This is a genomic window from Streptomyces sp. NPDC006393 (assembly GCF_040628575.1).
Taxonomy (GTDB): Bacteria; Actinomycetota; Actinomycetes; order Streptomycetales; family Streptomycetaceae; genus Streptomyces.
Map to the genome: position 1 here is coordinate 1 of NZ_JBEXZD010000021.1, position 23,127 is coordinate 23,127.

16 protein-coding genes and 2 pseudogenes are annotated in these 23,127 nt (G+C 71.1%); 6 read left to right on the plus strand and 12 right to left on the minus strand.

Features of this window, described 5'->3' with window-relative positions; all coding sequences use genetic code 11:
- Nucleotides 1-87, plus strand: a pseudogene (locus tag ABZ484_RS12090) (sugar phosphate isomerase); the annotation flags it as partial.
- 9 nt (nt 88-96) lie between these two features.
- Here the strand turns inward: ABZ484_RS12090 and ABZ484_RS12095 are convergent.
- The 3 genes and pseudogenes from ABZ484_RS12095 to ABZ484_RS12105 all read right to left on the minus strand — a co-directional run.
- Nucleotides 97-384, minus strand: a pseudogene (locus ABZ484_RS12095) (nucleotide pyrophosphohydrolase); the annotation flags it as partial.
- Between the two features lie 44 nt (nt 385-428).
- Nucleotides 429-1,712 (minus strand): ATP-binding protein, encoded by a 1,284-nt coding sequence (locus ABZ484_RS12100; protein WP_358865789.1) that lies wholly within the window; start codon nt 1,710-1,712, stop codon nt 429-431.
- Nucleotides 1,713-1,808: 96 nt separating this feature from the next.
- Nucleotides 1,809-2,198, minus strand: coding sequence for a cell division protein SepF (locus ABZ484_RS12105; RefSeq protein WP_358865790.1), 390 nt, complete (start codon nt 2,196-2,198; stop codon nt 1,809-1,811).
- A 436-nt stretch (nt 2,199-2,634) separates the two neighbouring features.
- On the opposite strand from ABZ484_RS12105, the gene ABZ484_RS12110 reads away from it, so the two are divergent.
- A complete protein-coding gene (locus ABZ484_RS12110) occupies nt 2,635-4,284 on the plus strand; it encodes a cellulase family glycosylhydrolase (protein ID WP_358865791.1) in 1,650 nt (549 codons plus the stop codon).
- 731 nt (nt 4,285-5,015) lie between these two features.
- On the opposite strand, the gene ABZ484_RS12115 is transcribed toward ABZ484_RS12110, so the two are convergent.
- Nucleotides 5,016-6,044 carry a LacI family DNA-binding transcriptional regulator gene (locus tag ABZ484_RS12115; RefSeq protein ID WP_358865792.1) on the minus strand — a complete coding sequence of 343 codons (1,029 nt, stop codon included), beginning with the start codon at nt 6,042-6,044 and terminating at the stop codon, nt 5,016-5,018.
- A 283-nt stretch (nt 6,045-6,327) separates the two neighbouring features.
- Entirely contained in the window at nt 6,328-8,802 is a 2,475-nt protein-coding gene (locus ABZ484_RS12120; RefSeq protein ID WP_358865793.1) for a glycoside hydrolase family 2 protein, read from the minus strand.
- A 268-nt stretch (nt 8,803-9,070) separates the two neighbouring features.
- Here ABZ484_RS12120 and ABZ484_RS12125 point away from each other — a divergent pair, with 268 nt between their 5' ends.
- The 3 genes from ABZ484_RS12125 (at nt 9,071) to ABZ484_RS12135 (ending at nt 12,382) form a co-directional block, all read left to right on the plus strand.
- Nucleotides 9,071-10,390, plus strand: coding sequence for an extracellular solute-binding protein (locus ABZ484_RS12125; RefSeq protein WP_358865794.1), 1,320 nt, complete (start codon nt 9,071-9,073; stop codon nt 10,388-10,390).
- A gap of 115 nt (nt 10,391-10,505) precedes the next feature.
- Nucleotides 10,506-11,510: a sugar ABC transporter permease gene (locus ABZ484_RS12130; protein ID WP_358865795.1), complete on the plus strand. Its 1,005-nt coding sequence runs from the start codon at nt 10,506-10,508 to the stop codon at nt 11,508-11,510.
- Complete coding sequence (locus ABZ484_RS12135; RefSeq protein ID WP_358865796.1) at nt 11,507-12,382, plus strand: carbohydrate ABC transporter permease; 876 nt, start codon at nt 11,507-11,509, stop codon at nt 12,380-12,382. The genes ABZ484_RS12130 and ABZ484_RS12135 overlap by 4 nt, the downstream gene beginning before the upstream one ends.
- A gap of 73 nt (nt 12,383-12,455) precedes the next feature.
- Here ABZ484_RS12135 and ABZ484_RS12140 read toward each other — a convergent pair whose 3' ends face one another.
- The 7 genes from ABZ484_RS12140 to ABZ484_RS12170 form a co-directional block, all read right to left on the minus strand.
- On the minus strand, nt 12,456-13,457 hold the full coding sequence (locus tag ABZ484_RS12140; RefSeq protein WP_358865797.1) for a polysaccharide deacetylase family protein: 1,002 nt from the start codon (nt 13,455-13,457) through the stop codon (nt 12,456-12,458).
- 37 nt (nt 13,458-13,494) lie between these two features.
- Nucleotides 13,495-14,496 (minus strand): glycoside hydrolase family 11 protein, encoded by a 1,002-nt coding sequence (locus tag ABZ484_RS12145; protein WP_358865798.1) that lies wholly within the window; start codon nt 14,494-14,496, stop codon nt 13,495-13,497.
- Between the two features lie 323 nt (nt 14,497-14,819).
- The gene (locus tag ABZ484_RS12150; RefSeq protein WP_358865799.1) at nt 14,820-18,023 is read right to left on the minus strand and encodes a M28 family peptidase; all 3,204 of its coding nucleotides are present in this window, start codon (nt 18,021-18,023) and stop codon (nt 14,820-14,822) included.
- Nucleotides 18,024-18,256: 233 nt separating this feature from the next.
- The gene (locus ABZ484_RS12155) at nt 18,257-19,693 is read right to left on the minus strand and encodes a helix-turn-helix transcriptional regulator (protein WP_358865800.1); all 1,437 of its coding nucleotides are present in this window, start codon (nt 19,691-19,693) and stop codon (nt 18,257-18,259) included.
- Between the two features lie 731 nt (nt 19,694-20,424).
- Entirely contained in the window at nt 20,425-21,084 is a 660-nt protein-coding gene (gene folE / locus ABZ484_RS12160) for a GTP cyclohydrolase I FolE (protein WP_358865801.1), read from the minus strand.
- 1 nt (nt 21,085) lies between these two features.
- Nucleotides 21,086-21,541, minus strand: coding sequence for a hypothetical protein (locus ABZ484_RS12165; RefSeq protein ID WP_358865802.1), 456 nt, complete (start codon nt 21,539-21,541; stop codon nt 21,086-21,088).
- Nucleotides 21,542-21,614: 73 nt separating this feature from the next.
- Nucleotides 21,615-22,163: a DUF2231 domain-containing protein gene (locus ABZ484_RS12170; protein WP_358865803.1), complete on the minus strand. Its 549-nt coding sequence runs from the start codon at nt 22,161-22,163 to the stop codon at nt 21,615-21,617.
- A 121-nt stretch (nt 22,164-22,284) separates the two neighbouring features.
- Here ABZ484_RS12170 and ABZ484_RS12175 point away from each other — a divergent pair, with 121 nt between their 5' ends.
- A complete protein-coding gene (locus ABZ484_RS12175; protein WP_358865804.1) occupies nt 22,285-23,037 on the plus strand; it encodes a helix-turn-helix domain-containing protein in 753 nt (250 codons plus the stop codon).
- Nucleotides 23,038-23,127 lie beyond the last annotated feature (90 nt).

A 23,127-nucleotide genomic window follows, 5' to 3' on the forward strand; every position in this document is an offset into this window, starting at 1 on the left:
GTCGGCGACGGCGGTCTGCCGCTCGTGCGCGACGCCCTGCGCACCAACGACACCCGGCTGGTCGCGGCGGCCCTCGGCGACTACGCGACCGACCATGCGGTCGATCTTCGCCGAGAGCGCTGCCAGGGGATCCACGTCGAGCACTTCGCACAGTTGCAGCAGATAGGCGAGGACGTCCGCCACCTCGTCGCGCACACGGTGGGCGGTCTCCGGGTCGGCCATGACCCGCGCCGACTCCTCCGGAGTCAGCCACTGGAAGATCTCGACCAGTTCGGACGCCTCCACGCTGAGCGCGGCCACCAGGTTCTTCGGGGTGTGGTACGGCTGCCAGTCGCGCGCGGCGGCGAACTCCGCGAGCCGGCGCTGCAACCCGGCCAGGTCCACGTCCCCGGGGCCCCGGGACTCCTCGCGTTCCTCATGGTGATCGGTCACCGCACCAGGTCTACCACTCGCGCCTGTCCCGCCTCCCCCACCGCACCCGCCCACTCCCCGTCGCTCACCGCCCCGGCGAGGCGGATGTGGCCCCGTTCGCACATCCGCGCCGCCAGCCGCAGCAGCCCGTCGCGCTGCCGGGGGTCCAGCCCCGTGCCGAAGTCGTCGCAGAGCACCGTCAGCGTCTGCAACGCCGCCGGCACCTCCCCCACCGGGTCGACGTCCAGCACCCCCGGCCCCGTCAGCAGCACCAACGCCAGCGCCGCGTACCGCAGTTCGCCGTCGCCCAGCCGCTCGAACCCGGTGCGCACCCCGTCCCCGCGATCCAGCACCGCCCGCACCCGCCCGTCGCCCACCGGCTCGGCGAGCACATCGGCCACCGGCCCCGCGCATCCGGCGCGCACCGCCTCCACCAGCAGCCCGTGCCGCCGCCCGCACTCGGTGCGGGTACGCCACAGGACGGCGGCCAGGTTGTCGCACCCGCGCATCAGACGTCCCGTTCCGACCGGCGCCGGCCCGCGCATCCGTGCGGGCCGCGGCTGGCACACGTACACCGACCTCAGGGCGACCACCATCTGCTCCGCGGCGGCGAGCACCTGCCGCTGCCCCTCGGTCTTCCCGGCCACCCGCAGCGGCAACAGCGCGGTGCCGAGCCGGTCGTCGGGCAGCGGCGCCCTGGTCACCACCGTCGAGCCGGCCGTGTACCAGGTCGCCTGGACGGCCCGCCGGCCAGGATCGCGCAGCGCCGTCTCCAGCAGGACGCGCCCGCCGGCCGTCAGCCTCTCCCCCACGACGCGCAGTCCGGGCTCGGCCTGCACGGCCAGATCCAGCCGCACCGGCCCCTGGGGGCCGTCCGCCGTACAGCCGATCCGGAATCCGCGGCGGTGCTGGGCGTCCGGCCGCGCGCGCTCGGGAACGCAGGCGCCGGGATCCGGGAACACCTCGTCGAGTTCGGCACCGCCGCCGAGCCGGGCGAGCGCCTCGTACGCCCTGAGCGCGCTGGTCTTGCCGCAGCCGCTGGGCCCGGCCAGAAGCGTGAGCGGCCCGAGCGGGAAGCGGGAGCCGCGGTGCCCGGCGAAGGCGGACAGCCGCAGTTCGGTGACACACGGCCGCTCCGGCGGGGTCGGGCTCGGGGACGTACGGGAGGTGGACGGGGACGCGGACGGGGGCGCGGCAGCAGGCCTGGGCGAGGCCGTCTCGGGCAAGGACGGCTCGGACGAGGACGGCTCGGACGAGGACGGCTCGGACAGGGGCATGGCGGACGCCGGGAACACGGACATGCCCGGACGGTAGGGCCCTACCGCACGGGCGAACCGTTCCGCCCGGCCCGCCTTCCTACGATCGGGGGACGGCCCCCGGCAGTCCGCCGTCCCGGCTCACGCGCCGGGAGCCGCCGCCCCTTCCATCAGCCCGCTCACCTCGGTGCCGGCCGGCGTCAGCAGGAACACGTTCCGGTCGACCCGGTGCATCCCGCTCGCCAGGCCGAAGACGACGCCCGTGCTGAAGTCCAGCACCCGCTTGGCCACCTCGGTCTCGGCACCGGTGAGGTCCAGCAGCACCGGGACGCCCGCCATCAGCGTCTCGGCGACATCACGGGCGTCCGCGAACACGTTCACCCTGAGCACGACGAACCGGCGCCGCGTCTCCGTCTCCGCCTCCGGGAGCGCTCGGTGGCTCACCGCGGACGGCCAGGCGTCGCGGCCCCGCAACGGGACGACCTGGGCGAGCCCCTCCCACTGTTCATCGGTGACGTCGTAGCTGTTCACCGGCTCCCCCTGACCTGACTCGCGCTGATCGCCTGCATCAGCCAATTCTTACGCCATGTCACCTGTTCGGCCCAACAGCGACACGGTGCGCGACGACACCCGGCCCGTCGTCACCGTCGCCCCCACGCCTCGCTCAATCAGAGATCAGGGCGAATATACCGGTTTATCGCCCGCGCAAGATTGCCGCGCCCCGCTGCGCACCGGAAAGAATTCACTAAACACCTTCTAAACCCTCCACGCCTTCTGGACAACGTCACCCGCTCCCGACACAGTGGTCGCCCGGCGGGAGCGAACAGCGCTCCCGCACCCACGCCAGGGAGCGCACCGACAGGAATGAGGCACCACAGAACGTACTGAACCCGCGCTGAACCGGTTTCCATCAGCGAGACTTTCGCAATTTCCCACCTGTCGTGCCCCCTCGACCCGGGAGCACCCCATGAGAAGAAGACTCACCGCCGCCACAGGCACCGTCCTCGCCCTGTGCGCCTCTCTTCTGGCCTTCACCCCGCACGCCGAGGCCGCCACCACCGACGCCACCGCGACCGCCACCGCCGGGTTCCAGGTCCGCGACGGCCGCCTGCTCGACGCCAACGGCGCGGACTTCGTCCTGCGCGGCGTCAACCACGCCCACACCTGGTACTCCAGCCGCACCGACCAGGCGCTGAAGGACATCAAGGCGAAGGGCGCCAACTCCGTGCGGGTCGTGCTCAGCACGGGCGACCAGTGGACCAGGAACGACACCGCGGACGTCACCCACGTGATCGACCAGTGCAAGCAGAACCGCCTCGTGTGCGTCCTGGAGGCCCACGACACCACCGGCAACGGCGAGGCGGGTGCCGCGGTACCGCTGTCCAAGGCCGTCGACTACTGGCTGAGCATCAAGGACGCCCTCGCGGGCCAGGAGAAGTACGTCATCGTCGACATCGGCAACGAGCCGTACGGGAACGCCGGTTACGGCACCTGGACCAACGACACCGAGACCGCCATCGCCCGGCTGCGCGCCGGCGGCATCGACCACACCCTCATGGTCGACGCCCCCAACTGGGGCCAGGACTGGTCGTTCACGATGCGCGACAACGCCGCCGGTGTCTTCGCCGCCGACCCCGACCGGAACACCGTCTTCGACATCCACATGTACGGCGTCTACGACACCGCCGCCGAGGTCACCGACTACCTCGACCACTTCGTCAGCGCGAACCTGCCCGTGGTCGTCGGCGAGTTCGGCAACATGCACTCCGACGGCGACCCCGACGAGGATGCCATCATGTCCACTGCCCAGTCGCTGGGCATCGGCTACCTGGGCTGGTCCTGGAGCGGCAACAGCGGCGGCGTCGAATACCTCGACCTCGTCCAGAACTTCGACGCGAGCAAGCCCACGGCCTGGGGCCAGCGGCTCTTCGACGGCGCCAACGGCATCAAGGCCACCGCGAAGGAGGCCACTGTCTTCTCGGGCGGCAGCGCCGACACCACACCGCCCACCGCGCCGGGCATGCCGACCGCCTCCGACGCCACGGCCGACAGCCTCCGCCTGACCTGGCCGGCCGCCACCGACGACACCGCGGTCACCGGCTACGACGTCGTACGTGTCGACGGCACCACGGAGACCGCCGTCGCCTCCTCGGCGACGACCGGCGTCACCGTCACCGGCCTCACGGCGAACACCACCTACGCCTTCGCCGTCTACGCCCACGACGCGGCCGGCAACCGCTCACCGCGCTCGGCCACCGTCACCGCCACCACCGGCCGCGGCGACACCGCCGCCGCCTGCGCCGTCGGCTACAAGCTGAGCGACTGGGGCAGCAGCTTCAACGCGGACGTCACCATCCGCAACCTCTCCACCCAGGCGGTCGACGGGTGGGAACTGGACTTCGCCTTCCAGGGCGGCCAGCGGATCAACTCGGTCTGGAACGCGAAGGCGACGCAGAGCGGCAACCAGGTCAGCGCCACCAACGAGTCCTGGACCCGCACCATCCCCGCGGGCGGCCAGGTGAGCTTCGGCCTGAACGGCTCCTCGACGGGCGGCAACGGCGTCCCCGCCGCCTTCACCCTCAACGGCCGCACCTGCACCATCGCCCCCACCTCCTGACCACCCGGAAGGGAAGGGGCAAGGAATGATCGGAGGGTTTGCGCCAACCTGCCGGAGAGAGGCCCTGCCGCGCCTCCTGACGGTGGCACAGCCCTCCGCACGTCCCCGCAGGCCCGCGGGACCATAAACCGGCGAGACCGCAGACCCGCGAGACATGGGGACACGCAGGGACGTGCGGAGCACCGGAGCCGCAGACCGTCCAGGTACGCCGGGGCCGCAGCCCCGCGTCGCGCTCCCTCCGACGCGCGGGATCCAGCGACCAACCAGGGCCGCAGGCCGCAGACCGGCCGGATTCGCCGGGGACCACAGGCCACCGCCACACCCCGGCCCAGGCGCGAGATCCACGGACCAGCCGGAGCCGCAGACCGCCGACCAGGCCGAATTCGCCAAGGCCGCCGGCCTTCGTAGCCGCAAGTCGGCCGGGGCAGTGGCCAGGGACCAGCCGAGACCTGGGAGTCGCAGACCGACCGGGGCCAGAGACCAGACACCAGCCGAGACCCGGGAGCCGCAGACCGACCGGGGCCGGAGGCCAAAGACCAGAGACCCAGCCGAGACCCGGGAGCCGCAAGCCCGCGTAGTGCCCGCGGCCGCGTCGCGCCCAGCCGACCCGGCGGGGGCCGCAAGCACCGCGGGCACCGCAGGCACCGCGGGCACCGCAGGCACCGCGGGCACCACAGCACCACGAGCACCAAGAGCACCGCGGGCGCGTCGCACTCCCGCCCCGCCCCCGCCTACGGCCGCGGCGGTGCCGTGGACGCGCGCGGGACGAGCGAGGGGGTCGCCACCGGGCGGGACGGGACGTCCTCACCCGCGATCACCTCGAACAGCACCCGCGCCACCTGCGCGCCGAAGCCGTGCACGTCGTGGCTCATGGCCGACAGGGTCGGATGGGTGAGCCGGCACAGTTGGGAGTCGTCCCAGGCGAGCAGGGACAGCTCGTCGGGGACGGAGATGCCCATCTCCGCCGCCACGCCCAGCCCGGCGACGGCCATGAGGTCGTTGTCGTAGACGATCGCCGTGGGGCGGTCGGCCGTGAGCAGCAGCGAGCGGGTGGCGCGGGCGCCCTCCTCGCCGGAGAAGCCGGTCTCCGCGTGCAGGCCGTCGTCCAGGCCGAGGCCCTCCATCGTCTCCCGGAAGGCGGCCCAGCGGATGGCGCTGTGGCCCAGGTCCGCCGGTCCGCCCACGCGGGCGATCCTGCGGTGGCCCAGGGCCGCCAGATAGCGCACGGCCTCGGCGGTGGCGGTGGCGTCGTCGGTCCACAGCGAGGGCAGTCCCCCGGTCAGGCTGGGATGCCCCACTGCCACCGCCGGCAGCCCGAGCGCCCTGAGGGGGCCGAGGCGCGGGTCGTCGCGGTGGAAGTCGACCAGGATGGAGCCGCCCACCTGGCGCTCCCGCCACCAGGTCTCCTGGAGGACGATCTCCTCCTCCAGGCTGCTGACCAGGCGCAGCAGCAGGGAGCAGCGGCGTTCGGCGAGCACGCTCTCGATGCCGGAGATGAACTCCATGTAGAACGGCTCCAGGCCCAGCAGCCGGGCCGGACGGCAGATCGCCAGGCCGATGGTGTCGACGGACTGCCGGGACAGGCTGCGCGCCGAGGAGTTCGGCGCCCAGCCCAGCCGCCGGGCCGCGGCGAAGATGCGCTCGCGGGTGGCCTCGGAGACGCCCGGCTTGTGGTTGAACGCCAGCGACACCGCACCCTTGGAGACGCCGGCGGCCGCCGCGACGTCCTTGATGGTCACGCGTTCGGCGGGCGCGCTCACCTGAAACCTCCGAGGAAGGCTCCGGCTCGGGCCGGGTGATGAATCGGCCCCCTGCGGAGCAGGGCAGGGAATGAGATTCCATCCAAAAGGCGAAAGACTGCCCACACGGTTCGGTAAGCTGACTGTCGTGCGTTGCGAGAGCCAAGCACGCGCAACTCCTTTGTCCTAACGGGCAACCGGGCAGGTTCCGTCCCGGCTGGTGCTGAGAGCGTCAGACTGGTCCGCTCGCCGAGCGAACGAGCTGCTTGAGCCAGGAATCCCTCGGCTTCAGCAGGGGGAGGGTTCAATGGGGTTCCACGCAGAACAGGGCTGAACGCACCGCGTTGGCATCGGTGCCGGTGTTGACACTGGTACCGATGTCGCCGGTGAGCCCGCTGATCCGGAACCGGGCCCGCTCGCCGGGCAGCAGTGTGCGCAGACCGCTGTCGCAGACGGCGTGCGGGCCGAGCCGGTCGGCCTGCAGCAGGAGATCTCGTACCAGGGTCTGTGCTGTCACCACGACCTCGACACTACCGCCGCCGTCACCGTCCAGGCTCGGGGCCGGGGCGCCTACCTCGACGTCGTAGCGGGGTGCGGGGTGGGCGAAGTCCTTGTCGGGGACGGGGAAGTGCAGCGCCCGGTGGCCGTCGGCGTCGGCCACCAGGAACTCCTTCGCCGACCGCCGGTCCGGTACCAGGTCGTCGGGGACGGTCGGGCGGACCACCGAGCGCGGCGCGGCCGTCACGTCGAGCACGGTCTCCTGGACGGTGGATCCGTCCGCGCGCAGCCGCCGCAGGCGGACGGGGGTGTGCCAGGGCTCGGCGGACTGGTTGACCACGGCGAGGGTCGGGGCCCCGGCGTCCCCCGCCGGGGGCAGGAGCGTGAGGAGGCGGTCCGCGTAGACGCGGCGCAGTTCGTGGTAGAGCGGCTTGGGGCGGCCGTCGCCGTCGATGGCCGCCCAGGAGCTGACCGGCCAGCAGTCGTTGAGCTGCCAGACCACGGTGCCGGCGCACACCGGCCAGTGCGCGCGCCAGTGCTCGATCCCGGCGGCCACCGCGCGGGCCTGCACCAGTTGGGCGAGATAGTGCCAGCGGTCGAAGTCGTCCTCGGGCGGGGTGAAGTGGCGGGCGATGCCCCGGTTGAGCTTCCCGGCTCCGTCCTCGGCCTTCTGGTGGTGCAGCATGCCCGGGGAGTCGGGTGCGAGCCGCTCGCCGGGCAGCGCGCGGCGCAGCGTCGTCATCGCGGGCGGACCCTGCCAGCCGAACTCGGCGACGAAGCGGGGCACCGAGGCGCGGTAGTCGGCGTAGTCGCGCCGGTTCCACACCTCCCAGGAGTGGTGGGTGCCGTGCGCGGGGTCGTTGGGGTGGTGCTCCCACGAGCCGGACCAGGGGCTGCCCGCGGTGTAGGGGCGGGTGGGGTCCAGGTCGGCGACGACGCGGGGCAGCAGGTCCAGGTAGTAGCCGCCGCCCCAGGAGTCGCCGGCGAGAGCGGGCTCCCAGTCCCAGTCGCGGAAGCCCCAGAGGTTCTCGTTGTTGCCGTTCCACAGGACGAGGCTGGGGTGCGGCATCAGTCGGACAACGTTGTCGCGTGCTTCCGCCTCCACCTCGCCGCGCAGCGGCTGCTCCTCGGGGTAGGCGGCGCAGGCGAAGAGGAAGTCCTGCCAGACCATGAGCCCGAGTTCGTCGCAGGCGTCGTAGAAGGCGTCGTCCTCGTAGATGCCGCCGCCCCAGATCCGTACGAGATCCACGCCCGCCTCGGCGGCCTGCCGCAGCCGGGTCCGGTAGCGCTCGGGTGTGACGCGGGACGGGAAGGCGTCGTCGGGGATCCAGTTCACGCCGCGGGCGAAGAGCCGTACGCCGTTGACGACGAAGGTGAAGCCCGTGCCGTGCTCGTCGCGGGAGCGGTCGATCTCGACGGTCCTGAATCCGATCCGGCGCCGCCAGGAGTCCAGCGTCCGGGCCTGGTCCGCAGCCTGGTCCAGCAGGGTCAACTCCAGGTCGTGGAGAGGCTGTTCCCCGTACCCCCGTGGCCACCAGAGCGCGGCCTCGGGCACCCGCAGGTGCAGCACCGCGTGCTCGCCGTCCACCACGGCACGCGCCTCGGCGCCCGCCACCGTGGCCCGCAGGGCGAGCCGGCGGCCCACGCCCCGGGCGGTGCGTTCCAGCTCGACATGGAGCTCCACCCGGCCCTCGCCGTCGGCGACCGTGACCAGCGGGCGCACCCGGGCCAGCCGGGCCGTCGACCACCGCTCCAGCCGGACCGGGCGCCAGATACCGGCGGTCACCAGGGTCGGGCCCCAGTCCCAGCCGAAGTTGCAGGCCATCTTGCGGATGTACTGGAGCGGTTCCGGATAGACGCCCGGCCGTTCACCGGTCAGCGCGCGCACGGACGCCGCCTCGTCGTACGCGGAGGCGAAGTCCACGCGCAGCCCGCCGTGGACGCCGGTGACGTCGAAGCGGTAGCGGCGGTGCATGTTGCGGGTGCGGCCGAGCTCCCGGCCGTCCACCGTGATCACGGCGGCGGTGTCGAGGCCGTCGAAGACGAGGTCGGTGCGTTCGTGGAAGCCGGGGGCGGTGTCGTCCGCCGCCAGGTCGCGGGTGTACGTCCACGCCCGGTGCCCCACCCACGCGACCTGCTGCTCGTTGCGCCCTAGGTAGGGGTCGGGGATCACGCCGGCGGCCAGCAGGTCGGTGTGGACGCAGCCGGGGACCGTGGCGGGCAGCCGCGTCCCGTCGTGGTGCAGGCTCCAGCCCTCGCTGAGCTGGATGACGTCCTTCATGTGCGGCTCCTATCGGCAGGGCGGGGCGGGCCAGTTCTCTGCGACGCACTCAACCTAACGCCAGCTTCATGAACCGGTCTAGTCCCTTACCCCGTCGCACCATCGAGAAGTCAGTGCAGGTGAAAGGCGCAGAGAGGGCAGTGGCACACAGTGACGGATAACGATTGGATATCGCGGGTAATCTCTCAGCTTTACCGGTTCACTAGCGGCTGCCATAGTGCCGTCAACGTCGGAGCCCGAGCCGTAACCCCCGGAAGGAGTTGGGCACATGGGGAGGAAGACGCTGAGCGCCGCTCTGCTCACCACCGCGATGCTGGCCGTCGCGGGGTGCAGTTCAGGGGGCACACCGTCGAACGAGACCGCCACCGCGCCGACGGACCCGGAGGCCGTCTCGGGCACCATCACCGTTCTGACCCACCGCACCGACCTCGTGCAGAACGGCGCGATGAAGAGGTACGCGGACGAGTTCGGCAAGATCTACCCGAAGGTGAAGGTGAAGTTCGAGGGCATCACCGACTACGAGGGCGAAGTCAAGATCCGTATGAACACGGCGAACTACGGGGACGTCCTGATGATCCCCGCGGTCATCGCCAAGGGGGACTACCCGAAGTTCTTCGCGCCACTGGGATCCACGGCCTCCCTGCGGGGCACGTACCGCTTCACCGACAAGACGGACGTCGACGGCAAGGTCTACGGCATCGCGAGCTTCGGCACGGCCAACGGCTTCGTCTACAACAAGGCCCTGTGGAAGAAGGCCGGCATCACCGCCTGGCCCACCACTCCGCGACAGTTCCTCGACGACCTGAAGGCGATCAAGGACAGGACCGGCGAGACCCCCTACTACACCAACTTCAAGGACGGCTGGCCGCTCAGCAGCCCCTGGACCAACAGCGTCGGATCGGTCAGCTGCGACACCAGGGCCTCGGACGCCCTGGCCGGCACGGACAAGCCGTGGACCGAGGGCAGCGACCTCCAGGTGATCGACACCCTGCTCTACGACATCGTCCACGACGGGCTCTCCGAGAAGGACCCGACCACCACCAACTGGGAGGGCTCCAAGGCGCTCCTGGCCAAGGGGAGGATCGGCAGCATGCTGCTGGGCTCCTGGGCGATCACGCAGATGCGGGACGCCGCGAAGAAGGCCGGCACGAACCCCGACGACATCGGCTTCATGCCGTTCCCGATGCAGAAGGACGGCCACTTCTGCGCCACGCTGCTGTCGGACTACCAGCAGGCCGTGAACATCCACTCCGGGCACAAGGCCGCCGCCCGCGCCTGGATCGACTGGTTCACCGGGAAGTCCGGCTACGCGGCCACCGAGGGCGCCGTCTCTCCGCTGAGGTCCGCCGCACTGCCGGACACACTGAAGGACTACGTTGACAACGATGTCAAGATGATCGAGCGGTCCGAGGCGAAGACCGCCGAGGTCAACACCATCGACAACGCCTCCGAGATCGGCCTGAACAAGCAGGACTACCGGCAGAAGCTCGTCGACATCGCCCGCGGCGCCCAGAAGGGCTCGCTCCAGGACTACTTCGCCGACCTCGACAAGCGCTGGGCCGAGGCCAGGCGGACCGCCGGACTGTGACCCGGCGGCCGGCACACCGGGCTCCCGCACGCCCCATCGCGTCGGGGCCGGGACCCGGTGCGCCGCGCGCCGACCGCACGAGCGCTCCTCGCGGACGACGAAAGGCCCCGCCGACATGACCGACACCAGCGACATGCGAGACATGAGCGATGTCCCCCGCGTCGCGACACCACCGCCCGTCCACCCTTCCCTCCCACCGCCCGTCCCCCTCAAGAGGGCGGACCGTACCGGCGCCCGGCGCCGCTCCTGGCGCGACCGCGGTCTGCGCCGCGCCACCCCCTGGCTGTTCCTGCTCGTCCCCCTGGCGCTGCTGATCACGTTCACCTACGTGCCGGTGGGGAACATGATCTACTACAGCTTCACCGACTGGGACGGCGTCAGCCCCGACCGGAACTTCGTCGGCGCCGACAACTACACCGAGTTGTTCACCCGGCCCGAGCTGTTCCGGGTGTTCTCCGTGAGCCTGTACTACCTCGCCGCCTCCGCCGTGCAGATCGCGATCGCGCTGTACTTCGCCACGGTCCTCAGCTTCGACCTGCGGCTGCGCAACCTCTTCAAGGGGATCCTGTTCTTCCCCTATCTCGTCAACGGCGTCGCGATCGGCTTCGTCTTCCTGTACTTCTTCCAGGACGGCGGCACCCTCGACGCGATCCTGTCCCTCTTCGGCGCCGGCGGCGACCACGCCTTCCTCGGCGACCCGCACTCGGCCAACATCTCCCTGGCCGGGGTGTCCGTGTGGCGTTTCACGGGTCTGAACTTCGTGCTGTTCCTCGGTGCGATCCAGTCCATCCCCGGCGAACTGTACGAGGCGGCCCAGCTCGACGGTGCGAGCCGCCTGCAGCAGTTCCGGCACCTGATCGCCCCGAGCATCCGGCCCGTGCTCAGTCTGAGCGTCATTCTGGCGATCTCCGGGTCGCTGTCCGTCTTCGAGATCCCGTACATCATGACCGGCGGCGCGACCGGCACCCAGACCTTCGTCATCCAGACGGTCAAGCTCGCCTTCCAGTTCAACAAGACCGGCCTGGCCTCGGCCTGCGCCGTGGTGCTGCTGCTGATCATCCTGCTGATCACCTGGATCCAGCGCCGGCTGGTGCCCGACGAGAAGGCGGATCTGACATGACCGCTCCCACAGCCCCCGCGCCGCGTCTCGCCCCGGCCCGGCGCAGGCGCCCCGGCGGCGCCACCGTGCTGACGTACCTGTCCCTGGTCGTCGCCTCGCTCGTGGTGCTCGCCCCGCTCGTCGTCGTCTTCCTGACCTCGCTGAAGACACCCCGCGAAGTGGCAGACGGCACCGGCGCGCTGAGCCTGCCGCGCGACTGGCTCAACTTCTCCAACTACGCGACGGCCTTCACCGACGGCCACATGCTCACGGCGTTCGGCAACACGGCCTTCATCCTGCTGTTCTCCGTCACGGGCACCGTGCTGATCGGCTCGATGACCGCGTACGCCATCGACCGCTTCGAGTTCCGCCTCAAGAAGCTCGTCATGGCACTGTTCCTGGTCGCCACCCTGGTGCCGGGCGTGACGACGCAGGTGGCGACCTTCCAGGTGGTCAACGGCTTCGGCCTGTTCGACACCCGCTGGGCGCCGATCCTGCTCTACATGGGGACCGACATCGTGTCGATCTACATCTTCCTCCAGTTCATCCGGTCCATCCCCGTCTCCCTGGACGAAGCGGCCCGACTGGACGGGGCGAACGCCTTCACCATCTACCGCAGGATCATCTTTCCGATGCTCAAGCCGGCGATCGCCACGGTGGTGATCATCAAGGGCATCACCACCTACAACGACTTCTACATCCCCTTCCTCTACATGCCCTCGGAGGACCTGGGCACGATCTCCACGGCGCTGTTCCGGTTCAAGGGCCCCTTCGGCGCGCACTGGGAGGCGATCTCCGCCGGGGCGGTCCTGGTCATCCTGCCGACCCTGCTGGTCTTCCTGTTCCTCCAGCGCTACATCTACAACGGCTTCGCCCAGGGGGCGACGAAGTAGGCCGAAGGAGGCGGGCCTCGGGCAACGGCCGTGGCGCGGCGGTCATGAGGCCGCCGCGCCGGATCGGCAGGGGTCAGCTCGCGGAGCAGGTGACCGTGGGCCAGGTGGTGCTGCCGTTCTTCTGGACGGTCACGCCCCAGTTGTTGCCGTTGCCGTTGGGCCTGGCCACCAGCGTCTGGGCGTCGGGATAGCTCGCGGTCACGTTCCAGGTCGCCATCACCTTCTCCGGCGAGGGAACCTTCATCGTCACCGTCCAGTTGCTGGAACCGCTGACCGAGACGTTCAGGTTGTACCGGTCACTCCACGACTGGCCCGCCGACAGCGTCGCGGTACAGCCCCCGCCGGTGCCGCCCCCACCGCCACCACCGCCGCCGGAGGACCCCCCGTCGGGGGCGACCGCGCGGCCGGTCGACGGGGAGATCATGCCGGCGCACAGGCCCTTGCTCGCCAGGGTCTGCGCGATGCGCGGGATCGCGGCGAGGGTGTTGGCGGGCCACTCGTGCATGAGGATGATCTGCCCGTTGCCGAGCCGGCCCACGGCCTGCACGATCGCGTCGGTGGTCGCACCGTTCCAGTCCTGGGAGTCGACGTCCCAGATGATCTCGGTCAGGCCGTACTTGGCCTCGACCGACTTCAGCGTCGCGTTGGTCTCGCCGTAGGGCGGGCGGAACAGCTTCGGTGTGCCGCCGCCCGCGGCGGCGATGGCCTGCTGGGTCCGGGAGAGCTCCGAGTCGATCTGCGACTGGCTCTCCTGGATCAGGTGCGGGTGGGTGTAGCTGTGGTTGCCGACCCACATGCCGGCGTCGATCTCGGCCTTCACCTGGGCGGGGTACGCGGCGGCGTACTGGCCCTCGTTGAACATGGTGGCCCGCAGCCCGTTCTGCTTGAGCGCGCTGAGCAGTGCCGGGGTGTGGTCATTGGACGGGCCGTCGTCGAAGGTGAGTCCGACGTACCCGTTGCAGGTCGCGGCGTGCGAGGCGGTGGCGTCGACGGCGGAGACGCCCGCCACGGCCAGCGCGGTCACGGCCAGTCGGGCGACCATGGAGCGCCACGGCCCGCGTGGTGTGGTGCGCATGGACGGTGTCCTCCTCTCGTGTCTCGTGCGGGCGGGGTCAGCTCGCGGTGCAGGTGACCGTGGGCCAGGTGGTGCTGCCGTTCTTCTGGACGGTCACGCCCCAGTTGTTGCCGTTGCCGTTGGGCCTGGCCACCAGCGTCTGGGCGTCGGGATAGCTCGCGGTCACGTTCCAGGTCGCCATCACCTTCTCCGGCGAGGGAACCTTCATCGTCACCGTCCAGTTGCTGGAACCGCTGACCGAGACGTTCAGGTTGTACCGGTCACTCCACGACTGGCCCGCCGACAGCGTCGCGGTACAGCCCCCGCCGGTGCCGCCCCCACCGCCACCGCCGCCGCCGGAGTCCGAACCGCCGACCGTGATGTTGGAGTTGCCGCTGCTCTGGTAGCCCTCGGTCGCGAGGATCATGTAGTTGAAGGAGCCCAGGTTCATGCCGTGACTCGCCCAGGCGTCGAAGTGGTTGCCGGTGGTGATGGTGCCACCGGTCCGCTTGGACTGCCGCACGCTCCAGTACTGGTTGAAGGTCTTGGTGCCCTCGATGGAGGGGGCGTTGTAGCGGGTGGTCTCGTAGATGTCGTAGGTGCCGCCGTCGCTGGCGACCGTGCCCTTGTACGTCCCGGTGGGCCGGTAGGTGCCCCAGTTGTCGACGATGTAGTACTCGACGAGCGGGTTGGTGGTCCACCCGTACAGGGACAGGTACGCGTTGCCGGACGGGTTGAAGCTTCCCGAGTAGGTGACCGCCTTTCGGCCGCCGGTGCTCCAGCCCTTGCCCGCGACGAAGTTGCCGGTGTTGCTCCATGAGGTGCTGTAGTTGCCGCCGGAGCCCATGTTCATGGAGACGGTGCCCTGACTGTCCGTCCAGAACGAGTAGTAGTACCCGTTGTTGGTGCCGGTCTGGTTGGACGTGATGGTCGTGTCGGCACTGGCGGCGCCGGGCAGCAGCATGGCCGCCATGGCGGCCAGTGCGATGGCCCAGGCGCTGGTGACGAGCAGTCTGAGCCGGCCGCCGCCACGGCCCTTGGGATGCGCGAGTGCGTTCATGTCGGTGCTTCCTCCTCGCTTCCTCCTGGTGAGGTGTCGTCGAGTGTTGATCTGCCCCTGACAACTGTCAACAGTTTCGGCACGGATTTCGAAAGCTTCGCCGACCAAATACCGTCCCCGCCAGGCCATTTACGCAGCTCATTCCAGTGAGGCTTCAAGTTGGACGATCAAGCCCCCGCACACACTCCAATTTCTTGATCGGGAGGCAGGCTCCCCGTATCGAAACTTTCGCCGCTGTTAACGACCGCTGACAGAACGACGGCCCGGCCGGCCCCCGAGTTCACGAGGGCCGGCCGGGCCGGTGTGCGCGTCCGTGGGTCAGGTCAGATGGGCTCCCACAGGGCGGGAACGTTCGGCGGCTCCCAGCCCGGGTAGGCCGTGTGACCCTGGATGCACCGGTAGCTGACGCCGTTGTAGGTCACGACGTCCCCGGCCGTGTAGGTGGCGCCCGGCCGCCAGGTGGTCTGGCCGCCACCGCCGTTCACGGTGAGGGTGAAGGTGGTGGTGTGGCTGACCTCGCCCGTCCCGGTGAAGGTCAGGGTGTAGGTGCCCGCGGCCGTGCCCGCCGCGGCCTGGACCGTGGCGGTCGAGGACTGGCCGGAGGTCACCGAGGCCGGGCTGAACGACACGTTCACGCCTGCCGGGGCACCCGATGCCGACAGCCTGACGCTCTGGGCGTCGCCGCTGGTGGTGGCGGTGGAGACGGTCACCGTGGCGGAGGAGCCCGGGTCGACGGAGCCGGTGGCGGGGTTCGCGGAGATCGAGAAGTCGTTCGCCGGGGTGGGCGTGTCACCGACGGCCGTCTTCCAGATCGTGTGGGCGATCCCGTCCGCGCTGCGGTTCAGCGCGGTCGCGTTGATGTTGCTCGTGGTGTCGCAGGCGGAGTGGTAGCACGAGTCGTAGGCACGGCCCGCGGTGCCGCCCCACTTGGCGGCCTCGGTGGCGGACTTCACGGCCGAGGCTCCGGTGGCGTAACCGGAGGTGGGGATGCCGACCTGCTGGAAGGAGGAGTCGTCGGAACGGCCCTGGCCCTCGACGTTCTCCTGGGGTGCCAGGCCCAGGGAGTCCCAGTACGCCTTCATCGGGGCGGAGGCCGCCGAGTTCAGGTTGTTGATGAAGTAGCCGCCGTTGAGCGAGGCGACCATGTCGAAGTTGTAGTACGCCCTGATCTTCGAGCGATCCGTGCCGGAGAGCGTCCTGGCGTAGAAGTCGGAGCCGTTGAGGCCCTGTTCCTCGTCGGTCCACCAGGCGAAGCGGACCCGGTTCTCCATGGTGGGGTTGGTCCGTGCGAGGGTCAGCGCGGTCTCCAGCAGGGCGGCGGAGCCGGAGCCGTTGTCGTTGATGCCGGGTCCGGCGGACACGCTGTCGAGGTGCGCGCCGAACATGTAGACGCTGTTCGCGTCGCCCTGCGGCCACTCGGCGATCAGGTTGTTGCCGGCGCCCGCGGTGCAGCCGGAGGTGCAGGCCTGCTCGGTGACCGTGTAACCGGCCGCCTGGAGCTTGCCCTTGACGTAGGCGAGGGAGGCCCGGTAACCGGCGGTGGTGGAGCGGCGGTTGCCGCCGTTCTGCGAGGCGATGGTGTTCAGCTGGGCCAGATGCGCCTGCACCTGCGCCACGTCGACGTCCGGCGGGGTGGACGGGTCGCCGCCACCGCCGCCCACCCTCAGCGTGTACTGGGCGGTGTGGGTCCTGGCGCCCGCGGTGCCGGTGACCGTGATCGAGTAGGTCCCGGCGGGCGTGGAGGGCGAGGTGGACACCGTCAGGGTGGAGCTGTCACCGGAGGTGACGGTGGCCGGGCTGAAGGAGACGTTCACGCCGGCGGGCGCGCCGGAGGCGGTCAGCGAGACCTGCTGGGCGCTGCCGGAGACGGTGGTGGTGGCGACGGTGGCGCGCGCCGAGGCGCCGGCGTCGACGCTGCCCGAGGCCGGGCTGAGGGCCAGCGAGAAGTCGGTCTGCTGCCCGGTGCAGGTGGGGTCACCGGCCTGGGCGGGGATGCTGATCGCGTCCCAGGCGGCCTTGGTGGCGTTGAACAGGCCGCAGCTCGCGTCCAGGTTCTTCGCCGAGGTCAGGGTGGCGGTGCGGTAGCGCTTGTAGGTCATGCCGCTGGTCTTCAGCAGCATGCCGCCGTAGAAGATCCGGCCCGCGTTCTGGATGCCGACGCCGGTCACCGTGCGGCCGTTGCAGGTGGGGCTGGAGGGCTTGCCGCCGCCGGGGCTGGAGCCCTCGGCGAGCAGGTAGAACCAGTGGTTGAGCGGGCCCGCCGCGGCGTGCTCCTCCGTCTGCGGGATCGACGCGGAGTAGCAGTTGGGGTCGTTGTTGACCTGGCTGGGGTTGTACATGTTGCGGATCGGGCCGCGGCCCTGGAGGTTGATCATCTCGCCGACGGTGTAGTCGGGGGTGTCGTACGGCGACGGCTCGTCGGCGTACGCCTCGGTGAGGGCGCCCATGATGTCGCCGGTGGCCTCGCCCAGGCCGCTCTCGTGATGGGCGCCGCCGGGCGTGTAGGAGTCCAGGCCGTGGCCGAACTCGTGGCCGACCACGTCGATTCCGGCGATCCACTGGCCCGCGCTGTTGTGGCCGATGGTGATCGTGGAGCCGTCCCAGTAGGCGTTCAGCTCGCCCAGCCCCACGCGCACCGGCCAGCTTCCGCCGTTGCCGTTGTGGCCGTTGCGGCCGAGCCAGTTCTTGAGCATGTCCGACTCCTTCTGCGCGGCGAACATGGCGTCCACGCAGCCGGTCTCCTTGCTCCTGGGGTCGCCCGTGCCCCAGTTGTCGGTGGACTTGGTGAACAGTCCGCCGCTGTGGTCCGAACACTGGAGGCCGGGGCGCGTGGTGTCGCGCAGCACGTAGGAGGTGCCCGACCGGGAGGTGTCGATGGTCAGGGGGTTGGGCCCGTTCCACCTGCTGGTGCCGCTGCCGGCCCGTACGTCGTCGTAGGCGTCGAGGACCTTGCCGGTGCGCGCGTCGACGAAGACGTGCAGCCTGCTCGGTACGCCGGCCTCGGTGCGTCCGGTGAGCACGGTCTCCCAGGCGAGGGCGGCGGTGTTGTTCCGGACCCGGACCACCAGTCGCCTGGAGTCGACCTTCTCGACCTCCGCGAGCCGGGCGCGGCTGGTCCTGACCGCCTGTGCGGCCGTGACCCGGGCCCTGGTGGAGACCGAGATCCTGGCCTTGGTGGCGGACTGGACCGAGCGGACCGTGCCCTCGCCGTCGGCCAGCACGACCGCGTCGCCGCCCACGACCGGAAGGCCCCGGTAGGAGCGCTCGTACGCGACGGAGTACAGGCCCTTCACCCAGGGGGTGACCTGACGCCGGTCGTACTGCTCCTCGGGGCCCTTGGCGAGCGCGTCGAGGCCGCTGCGCGCGGCCTGGTCGGCGGCGGCGACGGCCTTGGCGACGGGGGTCGGCCCGGGCTTTCCGGCGCGGGGTGCGGTGGCCGGCGCCGCGGAGGCGAGGGTGGCCGGGACCACCACCCCGCCGAGTGTGACGGCCAGGGAGACCCCGGCCACCACCAGCTTTCTCAGCATCGTGGCTCCTTGTGAGAGTGGGGAAGCTCCGCCCGGCGGCGGTCCAGAGCATGCATGAGCATGCACATGACAACCACGCGCACGACGAGTACGGCGGTGTCTCCGCCCCTCTCGCCGGCGGTGGCGGTCTCCCGCCGCCGGGCTGGCCGAACCCTCACACCCGGCCGCGCCCGGGTCAACGGCCGGGAATGCCGCCGTCACGGCTTGTCAAAATCCGGCAAACGGACGCCGGTTCAGACGCCGGGCTCCACCGGCCCCCGGGCGCCCGCCTCCCGCACCGATTCGCGGTACCGCCTGACCTCGGCGACCCCTGCCCAGTGGGTGAAGAGCCGGGCGTGCAGTCCGCGCAGCTCGGCGTTGATCATCAACTCGCGCGAGTCCACGGCCTCCGTGAGCACCGGGGCCGCCAGCTCGACCGCCGCGCCGGGATCGCCGGCGCAGGCCCAGCTGTCGGCGAGGCGCAGGGTGAGCAGCAGATGGGTGGCACGCATCGACGGCGGCAGTTGGGCGCGCGAGCGTGCGGTGGCGTCGGCGGCGCGCCGGGCCGTCGTACGGTCCCCGGTCACCGCGGCGAGGTCGCGCAGAGCGCCGCCGATCGCCGACTCCACCCGCATCTCGCCCTCGGCGCCCGACAACCAGGGCGCCTCCAGGTGGTCGCGGTGGCCCAGGCGGGCGAACGTGCGCCGGGCCGCGGCGATGTGCCGGCGGCACTCGGCGACGTCGTGACCCAGGGCGTGTCCGCGGGCCTGGTACAGGGACGACAGAGTGGCCACCCACCGCCGCCGGGCGTCCACCGCACCGATGGCCCGCGCGTACGCGAGCGTAGATCCGGCATCCTGGTCGAGCCGGACCAGGGTGCACATGTCGCTGAGCAGCGTCGCCCGGGCCGGGGCGTCGTGGACGGCGTCCGCCCAGGCCAGTCCGTGGCCGAACCAGGCCATGCCGATGCTGCTCTGGCCGCGCTGCATCCGCAGGCGCCCGGCGACCTGGGCGTACTGGGCCGCCAGCCGCAACTGCCCGTACGGCAGCCGGCCGGTGGAGTCCACGGCCTCCGCCCACCGCGTCAGCGCCCGCAGCAGCCGCTCCACGGTGGCCACACCGTCCGCGGTGACCTGCTGCAACGTCCGGCGGATCAGACAGGCCAGGACGGCGGTGAGCCCGTGCAGCAGCTCCGGTTCGGCGCTCGTCGCCTCGGCGAACCGGCCGTCCGTCGCCGTCAGCGCCGGTAACAGGAGCGATGTCTCCGCCTGGTCGGGCACCGCGCACCCCACGGTGCCGTGCAACGGGCAGGCGAGCCCCTCGGCGGGCAGCACCGAGGGCCACGACCGGAGGTCCGGCAGGAGGCCCTCGGCGCCGGGTGCGTCCGCCCCGGGCAGCGGCGCGAACAGCGCGGGGCACAGCGCCGAGCGGCCCGCGCCGTACGGCACCTCGCGCGGCGCGGCGACGAGCGCCGCCAGCTCGCCGCCGGTCTCCAGGACGGAGTCGAGCCCGCGCACCAGCCCGGCGGGCGGTTCCCGCAGCCCCGCCTCCAGCCTGCTGATGAGGCTGTGGTGATACCCCACCTTCAGGCCGAGCTGCGCCTGGGTGAGCCCGGCCTGTCTGCGCCGGGACCTGAGCCGCCGCCCGAACTCCGCCCACGGCGGTGCTGCCTGCGCTGCTTCGACGGACATGGGCCCTCCCGGGCGAGGCTCGCGCCTCCAGCCGTGTGACATCCGCAACTTCGCGCCTTGCCGTTCCCCGACAGCACAGGCGAGGGACCCCGCCACGTCAATCGGGTCGGCCGAACAGCGGCCGTATTGGTATGTACCAGAGCGGCGACGAGGACCGTGACAGGGCCGTACCAGGGCCGTACCGAGGCCACGTACGGCACCGGGTCGTCCGATCGGACGACCCGGCCGTCAGCCGTCCCGTTCCCGGGGACGAGCCGGAACGCCGACGGGACGGGCGGGCGGCGTCACCGGCCCGAGGCTGCAGGGTCCGGTAGGCGATCCACCCGACGAACAGGCCGACGCAGCCCGAACCCACCAGGCTGAGGACCGAATACTGCTGCACGCTGCTTCTCGAGGCCGCTCCGACACCGTGGGTGCACTCCGGACGGATCCGCAAGCCGGCGCAAAGGCACTCTCCCAGGGGCCAGTTGCCTCGGGGTCAGCGGCGGTTGCCGAGGGCGGCGATGCCGGCCCGGGCGAACTTCTCGGCGCTCCGACCGGAAGTACGCCCTGGCCCTGCGCTCAGCCCTCCGCACCCACTCCGGCCCGGCCGCTGAGGGGGCCGCCAGGGAATGCCGCCACGGGGTGAGGAGCCGTTCCGGCACGGCGGCTCCACCGCCCCGCGTGCGCCAGCCCGATGGGGTGGTGGAGCGCCGGGGCAGGAGGCCGCCGCGGTCAGCGGGCCGCCGCGGTCAGGAGGCCGCTCCGGTCAGGCCGAGGAATTCGCTGCGGGAGCGGGCGTCGGAGCGCAGCAGGCCGAGGAGGGTCGAGGTCATGGTGCTGGACCCGGTGGCCTGGACGCCGCGCAGGGTCATGCAGCAGTGTTCCGCCTCGATCACCACGCCGACGCCCTTGGGCTCCAGATGTGTCTGCAACCAGTCGGCGACCTGCTTGGTCAGGCGTTCCTGGACCTGCGGACGGCAGGCGAAGTGCTCGACGACACGCGCCAGCTTGGACAGACCCAGGATGCGGGCTCCGGGCAGATAGCCGACGTGCGCCGTGCCCACGAAGGGCAGCAGGTGGTGCTCGCACACCGACCGGACCGGTATGCGGCGGGCCAGGACGAGTTCGTCGTATCCCTCGTCGTTGGGGAAGGTGGTCAGGTCGAAGGGGCGCGGGGTGAAGAGTTCCGCGTAGGCGCGGGCCATCCGCCCCGGTGTGCCGCGCAGGCTCTCCGAGGCGGTGGAGATCCCGAGCGCGGCGAGGAACTGGCCGGCCGCGGCTTCCGCGGCGGCCAGGTCGATCCCGTCGGACTCGTGGACGACCCGCAGGGCCGGCCGCGCGGGTGTCGCGGCTTCCTCGTCGAGGGGGTCCGTCAGGGCGGCGGTGGCGTGGTGGGGGTGCTCGGTCATGTCAGCTGCCCCCGATACCCAGGGCGGTGAGCAGCACCAGGACGAGGGTGACCACGGCGAGCAGACCGTGGGCCAGCACGACCGACACCGGGAAGTGCCGCTCGGCGGGGACGGTGCCTTCGGCTCCCGGCCCCGCGGCGGCCACTGCCGCGTCGACCGTGGCGTGCTCCCGCCGGACGGGGATCCAGCGGGCCAGCATCACGAACCCGAGCAGCGCCACCGGCAGCAGCAGGCCGAACGAGGTCCAGGCGAGCGCACTCTTGTCCGCCACGATGTAGATGATCCACACGACCAGTCCGATGGCGGCCAGGGCGAAGTGGCCGAAGACGACGGGTGCGGGCAGCCGGCTGGTGCCGGTCTGCTGCTGGCGGATTCCGCCGCGTTGGATCCAGGTGCCGAGCATGTAGAAACCGCCGAGAGCGGTGATCACCCAGGTGATCAGGGCGGCGATGTCCATGGGGAACTCCCGAGGGGGACGGTGGTGAAGGCAGCCGGAGGACACCGGCCGTCAGGGTGGGCGTGGGGGCCGGTCATACGGCCGGGCGGGTGCCGTTCCGGCCGCGGCCGGACGTGTATCCCTCGGCCTGGGTGTTCTCGTCGGCGACGCGTACGCCGTAGCGGTAGGCGAGCTTGCCGCCCAGGAATCCCGAGATCGCGAGGGCCACGATGCTCAGTGCCGACAGGACGAGCGGGCCGATGCCGACGCCTGCGCCGCCGGCGTAGTCGCCGTGGCGCCACAGGAAGTTGACGACGTAGGCGGCGGTCACCAGCAGGTTGAGCGTCATGTGGACCAAGGCGGTGCGAAAGGCCGGGGTGCCGGCCGGGATCGCGAACAGGTCCAGGAATCCGACCATGGCCGCCAGCAGTGCGCCGATCACGCCGACCGCGATCAGCCACTCCGAGGACTGGGTCAGGAAGCCCGGACGGTGCACGACGTGAGACGCGATGTCGAACACCAGGCTGGTCACCCAGGCACCGATCGGCACGGTCACCAGGATCGGGTGGAACGGGTGGCCGTATGGACCGGCGAGCGAGGCGCTGACCGGGCGCTTCGCCTGAAGCTGTGACTCACTGGCCATCGGAACCTCCGACTAGTTTCACCAATGAATCTTGGTCTTATTTCGGAGCTCCGTCAAGATGTGCAGGACAGAGAGCCAAAAGAACACTTGTGCCCGCGCGAATGGGAGTTACCGTGGACCTGTGCCTTCTGATCCGACCGAGCGGGCCGACACGGCCGACAGCGCCATCGACTCCGTCAGCGTCCTGAGCGAGGACTCTCGCCGGCGCATGTTCACCTTCATCCGCCGCGCCCGCCGCGCCGTCACCCGCGACGAGGCCGCCGCCAGCGTCGGCATCTCCCGCAAGCTCGCCGCCTTCCACCTCGACAAGCTCGTGGACGCCGGCCTGCTGCGCGCGCGCTACGAAACACCGGGCGGGATCCGCAAGGTCGGCAGGCAGCCCAAGGTGTACGAGCCCACCGACGCCCAGATCACCGTGAGCATCCCCGACCGGCGCCACGAGCTCCTGGCCGACCTGCTCCTGGACGCCGTCCTCACCGAGGGCGCCGACGAGAACGCCACGCAGGCGGCCATGCGGACCGCCGAACATCGAGGCCTGCGGCTGGGCGAGGCGGCCCGGGACGAGACCCGCCCGGGCCGCCTGGGCCCCGAGCGCGGCCTGACCGCCTGCGAGCGGCTACTGGACCAGTACGGCTACGAACCCGTCCGGGAGACCCCGACCCAGCTCCGGCTGCGCAACTGCCCGTTCCACCCACTGGCCGCGAAGGCCCCGGAGCTGGTGTGCGGCATGAACCACGCCTTCCTCTCCGGCTACCTCCACGGCCTCGAGGTCAACGGGGTCCAGGCCGTCCTGGCCCCCGAGCCCGGCGAGTGCTGCGTACGCCTGGCCCCGAGCGACCCCGACCGTCCCGGTGAGACGGCACAGGACCGCTGACCACCTGACGACAAGGTGCAGGTCGGATACCCCACCTAGGCCTTTCGTTTGGATCACGCCGGGCTCGCGGGCCCTGACGCAGCTCCACGC